This is a genomic window from Paenibacillus koleovorans NBRC 103111 (genome assembly GCF_004000845.1).
In the GTDB taxonomy this organism is placed as follows: Bacteria; Bacillota; Bacilli; order Paenibacillales; family NBRC-103111; genus Paenibacillus_AA; species Paenibacillus_AA koleovorans.
In genome coordinates, this window is sequence record NZ_BIMA01000022.1 from 14,718 (window position 1) to 32,553 (window position 17,836).

15 protein-coding genes are annotated in these 17,836 nt (G+C 52.2%); 11 read left to right on the forward strand and 4 right to left on the reverse strand.

Annotated features, from left to right (window positions below; genetic code table 11):
• The first annotated feature begins 48 nt into the window (after positions 1-48).
• Both PKO02S_RS09825 and PKO02S_RS09830 read left to right on the forward strand, forming a co-directional pair.
• On the forward strand, positions 49-810 hold the full coding sequence (locus PKO02S_RS09825; RefSeq protein ID WP_127581864.1) for a sugar phosphate isomerase/epimerase family protein: 762 nt from the start codon (positions 49-51) through the stop codon (positions 808-810).
• 172 nt (positions 811-982) lie between these two features.
• Positions 983-1,894 carry a YihY/virulence factor BrkB family protein gene (locus PKO02S_RS09830; protein WP_127581866.1) on the forward strand — a complete coding sequence of 304 codons (912 nt, stop codon included), beginning with the start codon at positions 983-985 and terminating at the stop codon, positions 1,892-1,894.
• A gap of 80 nt (positions 1,895-1,974) precedes the next feature.
• Here the strand turns inward: PKO02S_RS09830 and PKO02S_RS09835 are convergent, their stop codons facing one another.
• Complete coding sequence (locus PKO02S_RS09835; RefSeq protein WP_127581869.1) at positions 1,975-3,930, reverse strand: acyltransferase family protein; 1,956 nt, start codon at positions 3,928-3,930, stop codon at positions 1,975-1,977.
• Positions 3,931-4,242: 312 nt separating this feature from the next.
• Between PKO02S_RS09835 and PKO02S_RS09840 the strand changes: the two genes are divergently transcribed.
• From PKO02S_RS09840 to PKO02S_RS09860, 5 genes are all read left to right on the forward strand, one after another.
• The gene (locus PKO02S_RS09840) at positions 4,243-4,614 is read left to right on the forward strand and encodes a GntR family transcriptional regulator (RefSeq protein WP_127581872.1); all 372 of its coding nucleotides are present in this window, start codon (positions 4,243-4,245) and stop codon (positions 4,612-4,614) included.
• A complete protein-coding gene (locus tag PKO02S_RS09845; RefSeq protein WP_127581875.1) occupies positions 4,611-5,510 on the forward strand; it encodes an ABC transporter ATP-binding protein in 900 nt (299 codons plus the stop codon). The genes PKO02S_RS09840 and PKO02S_RS09845 overlap by 4 nt, the downstream gene beginning before the upstream one ends.
• On the forward strand, positions 5,507-6,196 hold the full coding sequence (locus PKO02S_RS09850; RefSeq protein WP_127581878.1) for a hypothetical protein: 690 nt from the start codon (positions 5,507-5,509) through the stop codon (positions 6,194-6,196). The genes PKO02S_RS09845 and PKO02S_RS09850 overlap by 4 nt, the downstream gene beginning before the upstream one ends.
• A gap of 135 nt (positions 6,197-6,331) precedes the next feature.
• Positions 6,332-7,570: a DUF445 domain-containing protein gene (locus PKO02S_RS09855; protein WP_127581881.1), complete on the forward strand. Its 1,239-nt coding sequence runs from the start codon at positions 6,332-6,334 to the stop codon at positions 7,568-7,570.
• 119 nt (positions 7,571-7,689) lie between these two features.
• Positions 7,690-8,475: an arylamine N-acetyltransferase family protein gene (locus tag PKO02S_RS09860; RefSeq protein WP_127581884.1), complete on the forward strand. Its 786-nt coding sequence runs from the start codon at positions 7,690-7,692 to the stop codon at positions 8,473-8,475.
• A gap of 11 nt (positions 8,476-8,486) precedes the next feature.
• Here the strand turns inward: PKO02S_RS09860 and PKO02S_RS09865 are convergent, their stop codons facing one another.
• The 3 genes from PKO02S_RS09865 to PKO02S_RS09875 are packed head-to-tail and all read right to left on the reverse strand — an operon-like array spanning position 8,487 to position 11,885.
• Positions 8,487-9,569, reverse strand: a complete 1,083-nt coding sequence (locus PKO02S_RS09865; protein WP_164821374.1) for a helix-turn-helix domain-containing protein — start codon at positions 9,567-9,569, stop codon at positions 8,487-8,489.
• A gap of 20 nt (positions 9,570-9,589) precedes the next feature.
• A complete protein-coding gene (locus PKO02S_RS09870; protein WP_127581890.1) occupies positions 9,590-10,120 on the reverse strand; it encodes a response regulator in 531 nt (176 codons plus the stop codon).
• The gene (locus PKO02S_RS09875) at positions 10,098-11,885 is read right to left on the reverse strand and encodes a sensor histidine kinase (RefSeq protein WP_127581892.1); all 1,788 of its coding nucleotides are present in this window, start codon (positions 11,883-11,885) and stop codon (positions 10,098-10,100) included. Before PKO02S_RS09875 ends, PKO02S_RS09870 begins: the two co-directional genes overlap by 23 nt.
• A gap of 178 nt (positions 11,886-12,063) precedes the next feature.
• Here PKO02S_RS09875 and PKO02S_RS09880 point away from each other — a divergent pair, with 178 nt between their 5' ends.
• From PKO02S_RS09880 to PKO02S_RS09895, 4 genes are read left to right on the forward strand one after another with little or no spacing between them, the layout of a single operon-like run.
• Positions 12,064-13,692 (forward strand): extracellular solute-binding protein, encoded by a 1,629-nt coding sequence (locus PKO02S_RS09880; RefSeq protein ID WP_127581895.1) that lies wholly within the window; start codon positions 12,064-12,066, stop codon positions 13,690-13,692.
• 37 nt (positions 13,693-13,729) lie between these two features.
• The gene (locus PKO02S_RS09885; RefSeq protein WP_127581898.1) at positions 13,730-15,991 is read left to right on the forward strand and encodes an FAD-dependent oxidoreductase; all 2,262 of its coding nucleotides are present in this window, start codon (positions 13,730-13,732) and stop codon (positions 15,989-15,991) included.
• Positions 15,984-16,931: an ABC transporter permease gene (locus PKO02S_RS09890; RefSeq protein WP_127581901.1), complete on the forward strand. Its 948-nt coding sequence runs from the start codon at positions 15,984-15,986 to the stop codon at positions 16,929-16,931. Before PKO02S_RS09885 ends, PKO02S_RS09890 begins: the two co-directional genes overlap by 8 nt.
• Before the next feature lie 11 nt (positions 16,932-16,942).
• Positions 16,943-17,815 carry a carbohydrate ABC transporter permease gene (locus tag PKO02S_RS09895; RefSeq protein ID WP_127581904.1) on the forward strand — a complete coding sequence of 291 codons (873 nt, stop codon included), beginning with the start codon at positions 16,943-16,945 and terminating at the stop codon, positions 17,813-17,815.
• Positions 17,816-17,836 lie beyond the last annotated feature (21 nt).

Sequence of the window (17,836 nt, forward strand, 5' to 3'; positions counted from 1 at the left end):
ATAAGATTGCCTTCCGTTTTTCCTATTCCAATTCCTGAGGTGACGATTATGAAGCGAGAAAACATTGCCGCTCAGCTGTATACGCTACGCGAGTTTTGCAAGACGCCGGAGGATCTGGCGCAGACGTTGAAGAAGGTGCGCGCCATCGGCTACGAGGCGGTGCAAGTGTCGGGCGTCGGTCCGATCGATCCGGCTGTCGTAAAGCAGCTTGCCGACGAGAACGGCTTGAAGATCGTAGCTACTCATGTTAGCTATGACCGGATGAAGGACGATTTCGATCGCCTGGTGGCGGAGCATAAGCTGTGGGACTGCAAGTACATCGGAATCGGCAGCATTCCGGCTTCATATCGCGGATCGTACGAGGGGTACTCCAATTTCGCCTTAGAAGCGTCGGTTGTTAGCCGCAAGCTGAAGGAAGCCGGGCTGCAATTCATTTACCACAATCATAAGTTCGAGTTCGAGAAATATAACGGCAAGCCGGCGTTGCAAATTTTGCTGGACGAGTCGGATCCGGATTCATTCGGCTTCGAGATCGATACTTACTGGGTGCATGCAGGCGGAGGCAGTGCGGCCGAATGGGTGCGTAAGGTGAAAGGCCGGATGGGTGCCGTCCATTTGAAGGACATGGCGATCGTTGAGGATAAGCAGGTGTACGCGGAAATCGGCGAGGGCAACATGCCTTGGGCGGAAATCATCGCAGCTTGCCGCGAGATCGGAGTCGAGTGGTATATTGTCGAACAAGACACTTGCCTTCGTGATCCGTTCGAGAGCTTGGCGATCAGCTTCAACAATTTGCAGAAATTCCTGTAATTCTCTCAACTTCGAGTTAGTAGAAGAACGGACTAGCCCCGAGCTTTCGCGCAGATGCGTTTTGCTGCCGATGGTCCGGGGTTTCTTCTTATGGCTTGTATAAACTGAAAGCAAGGCCATACAATTAGGGTATATAGATTTACATGGCATAAATGGGGAAGGAGTGAAGGGAATGAGTCGAGGCAAAAAGAAACGATCTCCGTTCGGTTTCGCCCGGCAGCTGCTGTTCCGGGTGCGGGACGACGAAGTGCCGGCGTTGGCCGCGCAGCTGACGTATTATTTGATTTTGGCGTTTTTCCCGTTCCTCATTTTCCTGATCAGCATTCTGGGGTTTGTGCGGTTGTCCGGGGAAGATGCGATCAGCATCTTTATCCGGCTGCTTCCGGTGGAGACAGGGGACACTGTGAGCGAAATCGTCCACGAGGTGTCCGGCGACAAAAGCGAGGCGCTGCTGTCCATCGGAATGATCGCGACAATCTGGGCGGCGTCCAACGGCATCAACGCAGTGATCAAGGGGTTGAACAAGGCATACGACGAGGAGGAGAACCGGCCTTATTGGAAAGTCAGGGGGATCTCACTGCTGTCCACGCTTGTGCTGGTGTTCGTCATCTTGCTGTCGATGCTCATGCTTATTTTCGGAAGGGCGATGGGGACGTACTTGTTCGAGCTGCTGCATTATCCAGCCGGGTTCACCCCGATCTGGCTGCTGCTGAAGACGGTAATCCCGCTTGCGTCAATGGTCGGCGTATTTTTGTTGCTATACCGCATGACGCCGAACCGCCGGCTGACGTTCCGCGAGGTGCTGCCCGGGGCGTTGTTTACGACAGTCGGATGGATCGCCACGTCCATGCTGTTTTCGTTTTACGTCAATCACTTCGGCAACTATTCCAAGACGTACGGCAGCCTCGGCGGGGTCATCGTGCTGTTGATTTGGCTGTACATGAGCTCGATGATCATTCTCCTCGGAGGCGAGATCAATGCGACACTAGCCTTCGACCGGGATGGACAGCACAAGCCTATGGGGAAAAAGTTCGGGATCGACGTGCCGTTCCTTGGGAGGCGGAAGCCGCCGATGAGCGGGTGACCCTGAAATATTCGGTTTGTCGGTAGGCGGCAAGAAAAAAGGCAGTCTGGAGCGCGTTGCTCGCAGACTGCCTTTTTGTTTTATCCGATATTTTCCGTATCGGCGGGATCCATCGCATCCGCCAACATACTCGCATAATACTGGGCACCGTCTTTGTTCAAGTGAACGCCGTCGGAGTAGAAGAACGAATCCTTGTTCTCGCTCGCGGAATGCCAGTCGACCAGCTTCGTGTTCGCGTAGTGGTCGGCGACCTCCGCCAGCATTGTGTTGACTTCCCCCTCCCATGGACGAGGCACGCGTGTGTTCACCAACAACACCTGTTGAACGTCACAGAGGGAGTGCAGCAGAGACTCAAGCTGCTTCTTGGAGAAAGCGCCGTTTGTGCCTAGCTCGATGATGACGCGATTGCCCAGACGGCCTTCCGATTTGAGCTGATCGACGATCGAGGAAGCTTGCGCCATCTGGCGGCCGATCTTGCCCTCGACGACGATACCGGGCAGCAGCTTCTCGAGATACGGTGCAACATCGAGTAGCACCGAGTCGCCGATAGCGGTAATGTCTGAGCTGACGGATCCATCATTCGAATGCGAGCCGTTGTCAGGCTTATTGCCAGGTGTGGAGGTCGGCGTCGGCGTCGGACTTGAAGACGGCTTCGATGTTGGAGATGGAGTCGGTGCCGGCGTTGCTGACGGCGTACCCGAAGGTGTCGGCGTCGGAGTTTGGTCCGGTGGCGCCTGCGAGCCGGTATCGCCCTGCGTTTCGCAGCCGGAGTGACCGCATTGCTGCATGTCATCCGCATAGCTAGCTGTAGTCGTCGGATACCAGTTTATCGTTCCGCCGCAGAACAAGACAAGCGCGAGCAAAACACTGGATGTCGTAACGAGCAGCCGAACGCGTATGATGCCGGCCCGACCACCCCTTGTCGGCGTCTGCGTACGTCTCCACAACTTGCCGATCGCGCCTTGTCGAATCGGCTCTTCGACGAACCGCCAGCTCAGGTCGGACAAGATGAGCGTAGCGGCGATCTGCGCCATAATCCGAATCCAATCTGGACCTCCGGTATTCACGGTCGGGCTGGACAACACAATGATAGGATAATGCCACAAATATATGCCGTAAGAGCGAACGCCCAGCCATCGAAGCGGCTTGCACCCGAACAGGCCGGCGAGGAAGCTGGCCGGATGCGCAAGCGCCGCCACGGCGAGCGCGGTTGCGATCGAGAGCAAGACGAAGCCTCCGCGGTATAAGAACGAATCGTATTCGTTAGTCGTTGCAATCAAATAGAGGATGATGCCGATTCCGATAGCGCCGGTTAAGTTGAGTGCGGTCTTGCCTAGCGTCGACACGGCGGCCGACAGCTTCCGGCTCGGCCATACGAGCGCCAAGGCGGCGCCGATCAGCAGACCGAACGCGCGAGTATCCGTGCCATAGTAGACGCGGCTTGGATCTGTTCCAGGCTCATAGAGCATCACCATCGCAAGAGCGGAGGCGACGATCCCTACCGTCGTCAGGAAGAGCAGCTTGCCGCGCTGCGGGAAATAGCGAAGTCCCAGAGCGAAGAGAAGCGGCCAAATCAAGTAAAATTGCTCTTCCACCGCCAAGGACCATAGATGACCGAGCGGAGAAGGGGGCCCAAAGCTTTCGAAATACGATACTTCGCGAAACACGAACCACCAATTCATCACGTAGAGCACGGACGCGGCCACATCGTTCCGCAAAGAGGCTAGCAACGGGGGGTTGAACCAATAGCTCCAAACAAGCACTCCCGCAATCATGACGAACATGGCCGGGAGCAGTCGGCGCGCACGCCGGATCCAAAACTGTCTCAAATCCAATTTGCCGTTCCGTCTCCATTGATCGGCGAGGAGATCGGTGATCAGGTACCCCGATAATACGAAGAATACTCCGACACCTAGAAGCCCTCCAGTCGCCCAATCCAGATGAAGATGGTAGGCGATTACGGCTAATACTGCCAGTGCCCGCAATCCGTCCAAGCCGGGCATATAACGGCCGCCGTTCTTGATAGGCTTAATCATGCCAGAGACCCCCTCTGGCCCATTGTACACCGTCTGAACGGTGCTGCCCATTCTTTTTTTGAGGAAAAAAGCTCCTCATTTTCCCGGTCCCCGCCGGCGTTCTCTCCCGTGTGAAGCTCATGCTAGTCAAGCCCTTTCTTCAATGTTCTATGGCTCATTATAAACGTTTGGCGGACGGATTTAGTTACAAAAAAATGAAAGTTTATTTCGTGGGAAATGGGGGAAACGATTGACATATCAGTTCGTTAGTTATATAGTTAGTTACATGAGTAACTAACCAACTTAGTTGGTCACAAGGCGGTGGCTGAATGAATGAGCTTACTAATGGATGACAATCGACCGATCTTCATGCAAATTGCCGAACGAATCGAGAACGACATCATCGAAGGGCGTCTGCCCGAGGAGTCGCAAGTGCCGTCAACGAATCAATTCGCCGCTTATTTTCAGATCAATCCCGCAACGGCTGCGAAAGGTGTCAATTTGCTCGTGGATCAAGGCATCATTTACAAGAAGCGGGGGATCGGCATGTTCGTAGCGGAAGGGAGCCGGATAAAGCTGATGGAGAAGCGCAGGGAACAGTTTTACGAGGAATATGTAATTGCGATGATACGCGAGGCGCAGAAGCTCGGCATATCGGCGGAGCAGCTGGCGGAAATGATACGCAGAGGGGAGAAGGGACAATGAGCGCAGCAGTAGTGGAAGTAACGCAGTTGACGAAGAGATATGGCAATCGGAACGCAGTAAATGAGGTGAGCTTCTCGCTCGAGGCTGACAAAATTTATGGGCTGTTGGGTCGCAATGGGGCCGGCAAAACTACGATCATGCATATGCTGACGGCGCAGCTGTTTCCCAGCAGCGGTACGATCAAGCTGTTCGGGGAGGAGCCTTACGAGAACGAGTCGGCGCTGAGCCGTGTGTGCTTTATTAAGGAAAGCCAGAAATATCCCGACGCTTTCCGGGTGATAGACGTGTTGAAGACGGCTTCTTATTTGTACCCGAACTGGGATATGGATTACGCGTTGTCACTGGCGAAGGAGTTCAGGTTGCCGCTCGACCGGCGCATCAAGAAGCTGTCGCGAGGTATGCTCTCGTCCGTCGGTATCGTGACGGGGTTGGCGACGCGGGCACCTCTGACGATATTCGACGAGCCTTATCTCGGCCTGGACGCCGTTGCTCGAAGCCTGTTCTACGACAGACTGATCGAAGATTATAGCGCTCATCCGCGGACGGTCATTCTGTCCACGCATCTGATCGACGAGGTGAGCCGGCTGCTGGAGCATATTCTGCTCATCGACGACGGCATGCTGCTCGTGAACGAGGATGCCGATACGCTGCGCGAACGCGCCTTTGCCGTTGCGGGCACCACGTCCGCAGTGGAAGCGTTCATTACAGGCAAGCAGGTGCTGAGCCGAGACCAGCTTGGGGGGCTGACTACCGCGACGATCATGGGGCATTTGAATGGGGCCGAGCGCAAGTATGCAGCCGAGCTTGGGCTTGAGCTTGCTCCGATTTCTCTGCAGCAGCTCGTCGTTCATCTGACTAAGAACGGTTCGGAGAAGAAAGGAGCGGATGGACAATGAATCGTACGCTTGCGGTCATAAGAATGCATAGTTTGAACCGGTTCGGCTGGTTCTTTTTGCCCTGGATCATTATGTTCAGCAGCTTCGTGATCAACCTTGGCATAGCCGTGCTCGGACAGCCGGAAGGCGGCGTCACGACCGGGGGGCTCGCTTCGGCTTACATCTACTTTTTCGTCATGGGCATCGTCATCCCGGCGGATACGTTCTCCTTCAGTCTCGGGTTAGGCGTGCGGCGCAAAGATTATTTCTGGGGAACGAACGCGATGTTCGGCCTTGTAGCGGTTGGCTCCGCCATTCTGTTGACTCTCTTCTCGATCGTCGAGAATGCGACTTCCGGCTGGGGAGTGGATTTGCACTTCTTCCATCTGCCCTTTTTGTCCGACGGCACCGTGCTCAATTGGCTTTGGGTACATTTTGTAGGGATCGTGTTCTGCTACGCCTCCGGTTTGGTTATTGCGAGCATTTATCGCAGACTCGGCCGCAATTCCTTGTACGTCTTCTTCTTCGCCATGATTGTCATCGGTTCGCTCGGTTCTTATCTGATGACGACCTACGGTCTATGGCGTGACTTGTTCGACTTTTTCAGCGGATATACGGCGTCCGGATTTGCAGGATGGCTCATGCTCGTGTCGCTGGTGTACGTTGGGGTTTCCTATGGGCTTTTCAGGAGAGCAACCGTTCAATAACATGCCTATGCTCCTTCAATCGCGCTCCATTCTCCGATCGCCCTCGATCGAGCCGGGGCGCGATTTCTTTACCCGACTGCCACGTTGCTGTACAATGAGGTCAGCAAGTGCTGCCGGAAGGAGATTGCCTGACTTATGAATTCCAGATACTTGGCCGGTTTCTCACTCGCCTTTATGGCGGCCGGCTTTCTCGTGACCTTATTTTTACCGGAAAATACAGCTACATTCCTGTTGAAGGGCGGCTTCGAAGCGGGACTCGTCGGCGGTATCGCCGACTGGTTCGCGGTGACCGCCCTCTTCCGGCATCCGCTCGGCATTCCGATCCCCCATACGTCGCTTCTGCTCAAGAACAAGCAGCGGATCGTACAGTCGCTCATCTCGGCTACGGAGAACGAGCTGCTGAACAAGAAGAGCATCGAGCAGCAGCTGCGCAAGCTTCAGCCGCTACGTCTGGCCGGGGCTCAGCTTACGCGGCTGATGGGGCTGAAGCGGGTTCGCCTCGCACTATTAGAGCAGGCGACCGATATCGTTCGCCGCCTGCCGCTGGAGAAGCTGGCGCCATCGGTACAAGCGGGGCTTGCGGCTTATGTTCGGCAAGCGGATGTGAAGCAGGCGGCTGAGAAGCTGGTGGAGCATGCCATGCGCGGCGGTTATGACGAGCGTGCGTTCGATTATGCGTTGACCGAAGCGTCTCGCTGGGCGTCCCGGCAGGATACGCAGGCGATGCTCGGCAAGCTGGCGAATGAGAAGCTGGCCGAAGTGAAGATGGGCGGGCTGATGGGTTTCGCTTTTCAGGCGTTCGTCGGCTTTATGGACGAGGAGAAGCTCGGGGTAATGCTGCAAGGATTAATCGTCTCGGCAATCCGTGATCTGATGCAGCAGGACAACCCGCACCGCGAGTCGATCATACGCGAAATCCGCATCCGGCTGTTCCAGTTGGCGGATGACGAGGCGCGTATGGACCAGTTGAAGGAAGGCGCGGTGCGGCTGCTGGAGGGCGAGACTGGGGAGAAGTTTCTGCTCGCCCGACTCGAGGAGCTTCGTGCGCTCGTGCTGGACAAGCTGGAGGAGGCTCGGGCCGATGGCGGCCGGATTATATTCACAGCTTACCGGTCCGTCATGCGCGGGCTGAACGAGGAGCCCGAGCGGATCGCTCCTTGGGAGAACCGGCTGCTCGCTCATGTGATCGGCTGGGTTGAGAACAATCACTATCGCATCGGCCGTCTCATTCAATCGAACGTCGATCAGATGGACGACTCGGCGCTTGTGCGTTTGATCGAGGAGAAGATCGGCAAAGATTTGCAGTGGATCCGTGTGAACGGCGCTTTGTGCGGCTTTGCGGTTGGGTTGATCTTGTCTATAATTCAGCTCTAATTCGGCTGGCGGGGTCAAGGGCAGGAGTTTGCCGGCAGCATGTCGAATAGTAGAAGCTCAGCGTCGGTAACCTGGGACGCTTTCTTCGATGACTATGAATGAAGGAGATTTCCGTTCTCATGACGATAAACCGCTCTACGCTCAAACCCGAAGTGCAAGCTTACTTGGACCGCATCGACTTCGACGGCCCGATTGATACAAGCGTCGCCTGTCTCGCCGGATTGCAAAACGCTCATCTTCATGCCGTCCCCTATGAAAATTTGGATATCTTGAACCGTGTGCCGCTGTCGCTGGCGATACCGGATTTGTACAGTAAAATCGTGGAACGCCGCCGGGGCGGATTCTGCTTCGAGCTCAACTCGCTGTTCGGCTGGCTGCTGCGCGAGCTCGGCTTCGAAGTGACCGACCTGTTCGCGCGCTTCTGGCGCGACGAGCCGAACCCGCCGCCGAAGCGGCGCCATCAGGTGTTCCGCGTCGATATCGACGGGATCGCTTACTTGTGCGACGTAGGAGTCGGCGGCATCGTGCCGCGTGAGCCTGTACGGCTCGTGGAGGGCGAGGAGCAGCGGCAGGGCAATGAGACGTACCGGATGGACGTCGATCCGTATTTCGGCTGGGTGCTCATGGAGCTCAAGAAAGGCGACTGGGTGCGAATCTATTCGTTTACGGAAGAGCCTCAGTTATCCAAAGACTTTTACACAGCCTCCTTTTGGTGCGAATATGCGCCGGACTCGATCTTCCGCACCAATACAATGGTGGCGATCCGCACGAAGGAAGGCCGCAATACGATAGCCGGACGCGAGTTCCGGATTTTCACCTCTGAAGGCGTCAAGGCGTTCACGCCGGAGACGGAAGAGGATTACCGGGTAGCGCTGCGCACGTATTTCGGTATCGTGCTCGATTAATTTGGGTTCGATTAATATTTACGGTCAAGCATAATATTCGGTTTGATCGTATTTTTGTATTCGCTTAATGTCATTCCAGTGCTTTTTTTAAACATGGCTGCAAAATGCGGATAGCTATTAAAACCTACCTTTTCCGCTAATTCATAATGTCGGTATAATCCGCTGCCTAAATATTGCTTGGAGCGTTCTATCCGTGACTGAAGAACGTAATCAAGATAAGGAATGCCAAGCTCTTTTTTGAATAAATATCCAAAATGGGAAGCGCTCATTTGGATCATTTGGGCTACTTTTTCCTGACTAAGACCAGATTCCAAGTGGTCATGGATATAAGCGACCGCTCGGGCGATTTCCGGTCTTAGCCGAGTGCTGCGTTCCTCGCGATCACGCTGCTGCACGATCCAATCACGGAAAAGGCCAAGCGCTTCGGCCAGTGAAGGAGCTCCTGCCAAGGTAGGCTTTGTTAGGTCGTGATCCACTGACCAATACTCACTGCTTTTCTGAAAATTGGAGGGGGCTAATTTTTCCAACCATTGGATGGCATTCTCCGGGTCGGGCTTCAGCTTTTCCAAAGTCGTTCTGACTCGTAGAATCCAAACGTTCCATTCTTCATCGGAACTATCCTTGGCTATTAATTCGGCATATTCAGACTCCAGAAATAAAACAGCCTCCGTTGACCAGCTACAGAACGGGGTCAACTGGTTTTCGTATAGCGGTACGGGTCTTTCCCGATAAAAACGGTGGCGATGCAAGCCAGTCAGACGGCCAAAAACTTCAGGTAAAAGCACGATTTGGAGAAATGGCTTTGAAAAGATGACATTAAGCGTACAGTCCAGTAAACGCCTTAATGTAAGATTCAGGTGATGACTGACGATTGTTGCGGTTTCTATTTCCGCTGGAAGATCATCGGCACGGCCGGAAATTAACAGCGCAAAATGGCCCGGTTCACGGGGAAGCACTTCCACTGGGAACCCATAGTGGGCAGAAGCGGTTTCACAAACAATTTCGAGCAAGCTGAATTCAACAAGCGGTACATCATGATCCGGGTAGCGCCGCCAGAATGGCAATGCGTTATCAATACGGCAAGATAACAACATATGGCAGCCCGATCCCAACTTCATGCCGATTGCAGAAGCGGTTTTATGTATTTTTCACGTTCATCTGCGGTTGCCCCGCTAAATAAATCCTCCATCCATTTTCGACGAAGCGAGTAGCGGTAATTGCGAATTAAATAGCGATGGGAATCCTGCTGTTCGCGGTTTGATCTTCTTTCATCAAGCAGCTTTGAAGCCCGTTCAATCGCTGATTTCGCTGAGTCGGGATCGATGGGGGATTTAAGAATATATCCAGATGCGCCAAGTGCCATCGCTTTTCGCACAAAGTCGAAATCGCGATGTGCGGTCAGCACGATACTTGAATGCGGCGTCGTTTCGTCGCGAAGCTTCTCAAGCAGTGCGAAGCCATCCATCTCCGGCATTGTCAAATCGATTAATACAATGTCCGGTTGTTCCAATCGGAATAGCTCTAACGCTTTAACTCCGTTTTCGGCTTCCCCGCAAATCATACATAACCAATCCGTCCAAGGAAATGATCGGCGAATATGACTTCGCGTAACGGATTCATCATCAACTATCATGACTTTGCGCATGGAAATCCCTCCTCTTTTCCACGATCCTGATCGGCATTTCCATGATGATTCGGGTCCCTTTGCCAGGGCTGCTGTTCACTTGGAGCACGAATCGATCCCCGTATAACAAAGCTAGTCGTTGTTTGACATTGGAAAACCCGATTCCGTGTCCTCGAACGCCTTGTAAGGCGGAATCGACAATGGAGATGGACTTCCCATGTCCTTCACAACTACCGTCCAATGCTTGCAAGTAAAGGGTTGCCGATTCCTCCATTCCAGCTCCGTCATCTTCAATTATGATTTCCCACCAATCTTCATGCAGGACAGTTGCCACAAATAACACCCCTCCTTCTGGAAGGACCGCTAATCCATGGAAGATTGCATTTTCTACAATTGGCTGCAAGGTGAACTTCGGCAGCATAAGTGTTAAGGTGTATGGATCGATGTCGGAGGAAAAGTTAATTTTATCGGGATAACGGGATTGCATTAGAAAAATATATTCCAGTACAGCAGTCCATTCTTCTTCCATGGTTACCGGAGCTGGTGAATCTTCCAGCGCATACTGCAGTTGAGTAGTTAGTGAAGAGATGAGACTATCTGCGTCTTCCGATCGCTGTTCGCGTGAAGCGATACTGATCGCGTTCAAAGTATTGTACAGGAAATGAGGTCGGATTTGTGCTTGCAATGCCCGGAAGTCCGCCTCCTGACGCTGCTTCTCGGTTCGCTGAACATCTGCGATCAACGCTTGAATGCGAATCGTCATCCGATTGAAATGGCGGGATAGCAGCCCAAGTTCATCTTTACGCTTGTCCGGCAGGATTACATCGAGACGGCCATTGCTCACCAGATCCATCGATGCGGCAATGCGGCGGATCGGTTTGCCGAAATAGATGGCTAATGTATATGCGGCCGCAATGGAAAGAAAGAGAGAAACAGTAGTTAGCCAGAACGCATATCGGACAATGCGTCCTAGCGGCTCGAGCAATTCGGTTTCATCGATAATCCAAACCAATTGCCAGTCCAATATATTGTTGCGGCTTCGCGCCAAGAACAATTTGTTGTCCGAATCACGGATACGGATGTTCGTCCAAGACTCAGAAAACAGATCGGGCGATAAATTCTTGAGTTCGTAATGGCGAGTAAATACATTGTACCCTGAATAGTCCGAGTTACCTGTTATCGGCTCGTTATTCGGATCCAACAGCAATAATTGTCCCGGGCCCGCTTGCGAACGATTGGCCTCCAATGACGCATGCAGACTGAATAGATTTAAATCAACGACAATGGCGATGGTGCTTCCATTGTTCGACTGAATCTTCATGATGACGGTCACCGTATGGTCGGAGACTTCATTGTAATAGGAAGTCAGCCAGGCGGGGGAGCCAATTTCACGAGAAGCCGCAAGTACTTCACGAATGTTCGGGTTGCTTTCGATCAACCAACCGTAAGGCGAGGTGCTCGAAACGACGATAGAGTCCCTCAATACATGGATATTGCGCACATTTGGCATGAAGAAGATCAAATTCTGATTCAGCCAGGGAGCAAGCTCCTCGTCCCGATCCTCTCTGATTCGTGTATCGTTCGCGATGGACAAGATGAAATTCTGCACACTCTTTAAGTTGAGCTGCAAGTATTCTTCCGTTTGCCGAACCATTTGTTTGGCATTTTCGGTCTGTACCGTATACAGCGTTTTGGAGGCATGGCTATAGAAAAGCCACCCAAGCAATAGAATAATGCACTCGACGAGTACGAACGAGAACCAGAACACTTTTTTCGCGATGCTCATAATTCGATTATAGTTCTTTTTATTTTACATGCCCATACAGAAATCATATATTCATGGCGAATATGATGATTTCATGCCTAAGCGGATAGGCTGGTACTCAAGGATCAAGATATACTGATTTCAACCTGAACACGGCATACCGTTTCGGGAAACTAGCAAAGATAAGGGTGAATTTGAGATGGGATTTAGAAAAAAACACGCTTTTGCAGCAATCGCTATTGCATTTTGTGTTCTCGTATCCGCTTGTTCCAAAACTGGCTCGTCTAGCGATTCCGCTCCGACTGCAACCTCTGTTCCCGCGACATCCAATCCGTCGGAGAAGAAAGCGAGCAGCGACGATCCGTCTATCAAACGCAAGATTGAATTTATTAAGCCCTTCTCCGGCAAACTCAATGATCAATTTCTTGCGGACAATCCGCTGAAAACCAAGCTTGAGCAAGAGCTCAATATTGATCTGAAAGCCAATCTGGTACCCGGAGCTTACGATGCTTATATGCAGAAATTGAATACATTGATTGCCTCTGGATCCTTGCCTGATCTCGTCTATTTGAATCGCAGCGACCTCGTACGTTTTGTCAAGCAGGGTGTCTTGCTGCCGATCGATGAAGCGCTTGCCCAAGTGCCCGATTTGCAAAATTCAAGAACCAAAGAAGCTTGGACACTGACGAATGTGGCTAATAAAACATACGGAGTTTCCAGAGTGTCCCAGGGCGGTGCGGCGAACGGTTCCTATATTCGTCAAGATTGGCTGGATAAACTCGGGCTCCAGATTCCCAAGACGACAGACGATTTACTTAAGGTGTTGACAGCATTTTCGGCGAATGATCCCGATGGGAACGGCAAGGCCGATACATACGGCTATAGTGCTTACGGGTTTGGTGTCAACGCGCAAAGCATGATCGGCAATGCCTTCGGACTGCCTTCGTTGGGTATTACGGAGACCGGTGTACCGGAGGATTGGATCGATGCGCAAGGAAAGCTGCATTTCGGACCCATCTCTCCGGAGTACAAGCAATATTTGACCTATATGAAAAAATTGGTGGATAGCAAAGCAATCGATCCGGATATTGTTACGAACACGCTGCAGATCTCGCAGCAGAAGATGATTCAGGGTCAAGTCGGGTTTGTATCCATGCCGAATCCGCAGAATTGGATGTTTGGAGCTGCCACGCTGCAGAAACAAATTACGGCAGCCAGCCCATCTGCCAAATGGGTTTATGTCGAACCGGTTAAGGGACCGACTGGATTGTCCGGCAATGGTTCAGGAAGCCTGTCTGCGCCGTTCATGTATGCCGTAACCAAAAATGCGGCATCAGAACCGGGCAAGGTGGAACGGATTCTGAAATTGATTGACTATCTCGACTCCCGCGAGCAGGGGAAGCCGGGCAGCGAGATAATCAAATACGGGATAGACGGTGTCGATAACGAGCGTGTGAACGGCAAGGTCATAAAAGTTACAAGACCTGATGAAGTATTGCAGTACACATCCACGTACGAGCTTACTGGATTGTTTCCGAGTATCGATAAGTTGAAGATCTCCTGGAATGAAGCGGATATCGCGATGTACCAGAAGGTGCTGGATCACAATTCGAGAGGTCACACGATCGCGAACAATTACTACAGCACGCTTTCTTTTACTTATGACGGCAGCAAATATGTGCAGGAAATGGCATTGAAATTTATATATGGCAGAGAAGATTTGGCTGCATGGGACGATTACGTCAAAACCTTGAATGAACGGTACAAATATCAGGATGTTCAAGAGCAGCGCAAGCTGCAGCTGCAAGAAGCCGGATTGATCAAATAGTGCCGGTGTCCACTATAAAGGGATCAGAGGTGACAGGTTGAGAAAGGAAACCGTTCAGTCAGAAATTACAGTCGTGGGCGGAGGATTGGCCGGAGTTTGCGCAGCGATTGCCGCAGCGCGTACCGGCCAAACGGTTTCGCTGGTTCAGAACCGACCTGTGCTTGGCGGCAACTCCAGCAGTGAGGTTCGCGTGTGGGTGAGCGGAGCGAACGCTGCAGGAACCCATCGCTACGCTCGCGAGACAGGAATTATTGGCGAAATGCTGGTTGAGAATCAATATTGCAATCCCGATGGAAATCCGTATTACTGGGATTTGGTTTTGCTGGAGAAAGTACGCGCCGAACCTCACATTCGGTTATTTCTGAATACGGATGTGCATGAAGTGGAGGCGGATGGGGGAGAGGATCGGCGCGACATCCGCAGCGTTCAGGGCTGGATGTCCGGATCAGAGCGGCAAATCCGTTTCGAGAGCAGGATATATGTGGATTGTACGGGCGATGGGCTCATCGGTTTCTTGGCAGGAGCACGTTATCGCCTCGGCCGGGAAGCAAGGGAAGAATTCGGCGAGCCGTGGGCTCCCGAGGCTGCGGACGGCATTACGCTCGGCAGCACAATCCTCTTCTATACCAGGGATGCGGGACATCCTGTAAAGTATATTCCTCCGAGCTTCGCCAGGGACATTGCCCGGACATCCATTCCGTTGCGAAGAGTCATACGCACCGGGCAGTCGGGCTGCTTCTACTGGTGGATCGAATGGGGAGGAGAGCTGGACACCGTTCATGACAACGAACGGATCCGGGACGAGTTATGGTCGGTTATCTACGGCATTTGGGACTATATTAAAAATTCCGGACTGTTCGATGCGGCCCATTTAACGCTGGAATGGGTAGGCTCTGTTCCCGGAAAACGTGAATATCGCCGTTTTGTCGGCGACAGGCTGCTAACACAGCATGATATCATGGAGCAAACGGAATTTGAAGATCGCATCGCCTTCGGCGGATGGTCGATCGACCTGCATCCACCAGAAGGCGTGTATGCGGCGGCGAACGGTTCGAAGCATCTGTATTCCGATGGTATATATCATATTCCCTTTCGCTCGTTGTACTCGATTAATGTCGCTAATATGTTGATGGCGGGACGAAACATTAGCGCAAGTCACATTGCCTTCGGAACGACAAGAGTGATGGCAACCTGCGGTGCGATGGGAGAAGCCGCGGGAGTAGCGGCAGCATTGTGCGTGCAGTTGGGAGTAACTCTAAGGCATCTGTACACCGGACATCTGTCAAGGCTGCAGCAGGAACTGCTTCGCCAGGATGCGGCCTTGATTGGAATTCGTAATGAAGATCCGCTTGATTGGGCCCGCTATGCGGCAGTTTCCTCTTCCGGGGCGTTGACGGCAATTGCAATCGATAAACCGGCCGAACAACAACCGCTCCATACGGATGCCGGTCTGCTGTTCCCCGTCGACCCCACGCTGGCCGGGCTGGAACTGCTGATAGATGCGACTGCGGATACAGTCCTGGAGTTGGAGCTTTGGAATACGGGGAGGGAAGAGAATTATGTCCCGCATACAAAGTTGGATCATCGCTCGATTGCCGTGAAAGCAGGCGGTCTTCAATGGATCAAGGCCGACTTTAACTGGCAACCCGAACAGCCGCAAAATGCATTTGTCATAATCAAAGCGAACCAGTCAGTGGCGCTTTGGGTAGCGGAAACTCCGTTATTCGGGGTGCTTGGATTTGTAAAAAAACCGGAGGTGCAGCCTGTCCAATTAGATGCGGATTCCTTCAGAATGCAGCTAGTAAAAATATGGTCAATGCGAAAGCCCGTGCGGCATCCTTACTGTTTCCGCTTATCGGGAACTTCACAAGCGTATGCTGCGGAAAAAGCGATCGACGGGTATCATCGACCGTTCGGAGGCCCGCACTTGTGGATATCCGAGCCCATTCGCGGGTATACCGGAGCTTGGCTTGCGTTAACTTGGGAGCAGCCCGTGCTAATTTCGGAAGTTCACCTCACATGGAACGATGATGTAAATGAATATTTGGTCAATCTGCACTTTCTGAAGACACCGTTTGATAGGATGCCCGAGCTTGCGTCAGATTACAGGTTGGAAGCCTTCATCCGCGGTCAATGGCAAGTATTGCATCGGGAGAACAAGAATCGCAAACGCAAGAGAATCCATCGTTTCTCAGCAGTGGAAACCGGCAATATGAGGGTCGTCATCGAACAGACGAATGGGGCTCCCCGGGCCGAGCTGGTCGAAATCCGCGTTTACGGCAACACGCATCATGAGTAATGGAAGGATAGGAGGCTGTATTACGATGCGTAGTGGTCCAGCTTGGATTCGTCACGTGCGTCAGTACAAAGTACGTCTTGCTTTTATCGCTGTCGTGCTCGCTTATTTCGCGGTTTACAAATATGGTCCCATGTATGGGCTGATTATTGCCTTTCAGGATTATCAGATCGGAGCGGGTTTTACCGAGAGCCCCTGGGTCGGATTGGAGCATTTCCGCAGCTTCTTGGAAAATCCTGATTTTACAAGAGTTTTTTGGAATACGGCATTGATAAGCGCTTATCGCATCGCTTTTGGATTTTTTCCTCCAGTTGTGCTGGCGCTGCTGCTCAATGAAGTCATGCATCGGACTTATCAAAGATGGATTCAGACTCTTACATATTTGCCCCATTTTTTATCATGGGTCATTATTTACGGGATGGCCTTCGCTTTCCTCTCGGAGGGCCGGGGATTGGTAAACGAATGGATTCGAGGATGGGGAGGGCAGTCCATCAACTTCTTGACCTCCGAGGCATGGTTTCGCTCCCTGCTTGTGATCTCAGATATTTGGAAGGATACGGGATGGGGCGCGATCATATATTTGGCGGCGATTTTCGGCATCAACCCGCAGTTGTATGAAGCCGCAATCACGGACGGTGCAGGCCGTTGGCGGCAAATCTGGCATATTACGTTGCCGGGTATTGCTCCTGTCATCATCCTGTTGTTTATACTGCGTCTTGGTCATGTGCTCGATGCAGGGATGGAGCAGGTACTTGTTTTTTACAACCCGCTAGTATATTCAGTGGGAGATATATTAGACACCTGGGCGTACCGAATGGGCATCTTGGAAGGACGGTTTAGCTTGGCGGCTGCAGTAGGGCTCTTTAAGTCAGTGGTCGGTTTGCTTCTGGTTTTTGCGGCAAACCGCTTGGCTAATCGATGGGGAGACGGCGGGATATGGTAAGGGGAGATGAGATGGTACGTTATTCGCGGTCATTTAGCAGCCGGTTTGTGACCCTATTGCTCTATTTCCTGTTGGGTGTGCTGGGGGCTTTGTGTCTGCTTCCGTTCTGGTACATCCTTTCTGTATCGTTGACTCCGTATACGGAAGTTCTGAAGCACGGCGGGTTTTTATTGTTCCCACGCCAGTTGACATGGCAAGCATACCATGAAGTCTTATTCGAATCCGCATTGCCCCATGCGTTTCGCAACACGCTATTCATTACGTTGGCTGGAACGGCGCTCAGTCTTGCGTTTACGATTATGGGCGCATTTGCACTGGCCAAGAAGGAGCTTCCCTTACGTCGAGCGTTTATGCTGATCATTGTTTTTACCATGCTGTTTAATGGCGGCATTATCCCTACCTACTTAATTGTCAAGCAAACGGGGCTGCTCGATAGTTTGTGGTCATTGATCATCCCCGTTCTGGTTAGCCCGTTCAATTTGTTTATCGTAAAAGCATTCTTTGAACAAATGCCCGAAGAGCTGGAAGATGCATCGATTATGGATGGCGTTGGCGAAGCCGGTTATTTGACGAGAATCGTGCTGCCTCTTTCTTTGCCCGTAATAGCAACAATCAGCTTGTTTTATGCAGTCGGTTATTGGAATAGCTACTTTCACGCCATTCTGTATTTAAATCAATCCGATCTTTATCCGCTGCAGGTCGTGTTGCGGCAGATGATTGCCACACCCGACCCGATGCATGCGTCCGACATGGAATCGGTCATTCCGCCGGAAACGATGAAAATGGCGGCCGTCGTCATTGCGACACTGCCAATCCTCGCGGTTTATCCGATGCTGCAAAAATATTTTGTTAAAGGTGCCACACTTGGAGCGATAAAAGGATAATTTTCTTGCGTCTTGCGTTTT

Coding starts and splice junctions, on each gene's coding strand:
- PKO02S_RS09825 (WP_127581864.1), top strand. CDS start 49: ATGAAGCGAGAAAACATTGCCGCTCAGCTGTATACGCTACGCGAGTTT.
- PKO02S_RS09830 (WP_127581866.1), top strand. CDS start 983: ATGAGTCGAGGCAAAAAGAAACGATCTCCGTTCGGTTTCGCCCGGCAG.
- PKO02S_RS09835 (WP_127581869.1), bottom strand. CDS start 3,930: ATGATTAAGCCTATCAAGAACGGCGGCCGTTATATGCCCGGCTTGGAC.
- PKO02S_RS09840 (WP_127581872.1), top strand. CDS start 4,243: ATGAGCTTACTAATGGATGACAATCGACCGATCTTCATGCAAATTGCC.
- PKO02S_RS09845 (WP_127581875.1), top strand. CDS start 4,611: ATGAGCGCAGCAGTAGTGGAAGTAACGCAGTTGACGAAGAGATATGGC.
- PKO02S_RS09850 (WP_127581878.1), top strand. CDS start 5,507: ATGAATCGTACGCTTGCGGTCATAAGAATGCATAGTTTGAACCGGTTC.
- PKO02S_RS09855 (WP_127581881.1), top strand. CDS start 6,332: ATGAATTCCAGATACTTGGCCGGTTTCTCACTCGCCTTTATGGCGGCC.
- PKO02S_RS09860 (WP_127581884.1), top strand. CDS start 7,690: ATGACGATAAACCGCTCTACGCTCAAACCCGAAGTGCAAGCTTACTTG.
- PKO02S_RS09865 (WP_164821374.1), bottom strand. CDS start 9,569: ATGTTGTTATCTTGCCGTATTGATAACGCATTGCCATTCTGGCGGCGC.
- PKO02S_RS09870 (WP_127581890.1), bottom strand. CDS start 10,120: ATGCGCAAAGTCATGATAGTTGATGATGAATCCGTTACGCGAAGTCAT.
- PKO02S_RS09875 (WP_127581892.1), bottom strand. CDS start 11,885: ATGAGCATCGCGAAAAAAGTGTTCTGGTTCTCGTTCGTACTCGTCGAG.
- PKO02S_RS09880 (WP_127581895.1), top strand. CDS start 12,064: ATGGGATTTAGAAAAAAACACGCTTTTGCAGCAATCGCTATTGCATTT.
- PKO02S_RS09890 (WP_127581901.1), top strand. CDS start 15,984: ATGAGTAATGGAAGGATAGGAGGCTGTATTACGATGCGTAGTGGTCCA.
- PKO02S_RS09895 (WP_127581904.1), top strand. CDS start 16,943: ATGGTACGTTATTCGCGGTCATTTAGCAGCCGGTTTGTGACCCTATTG.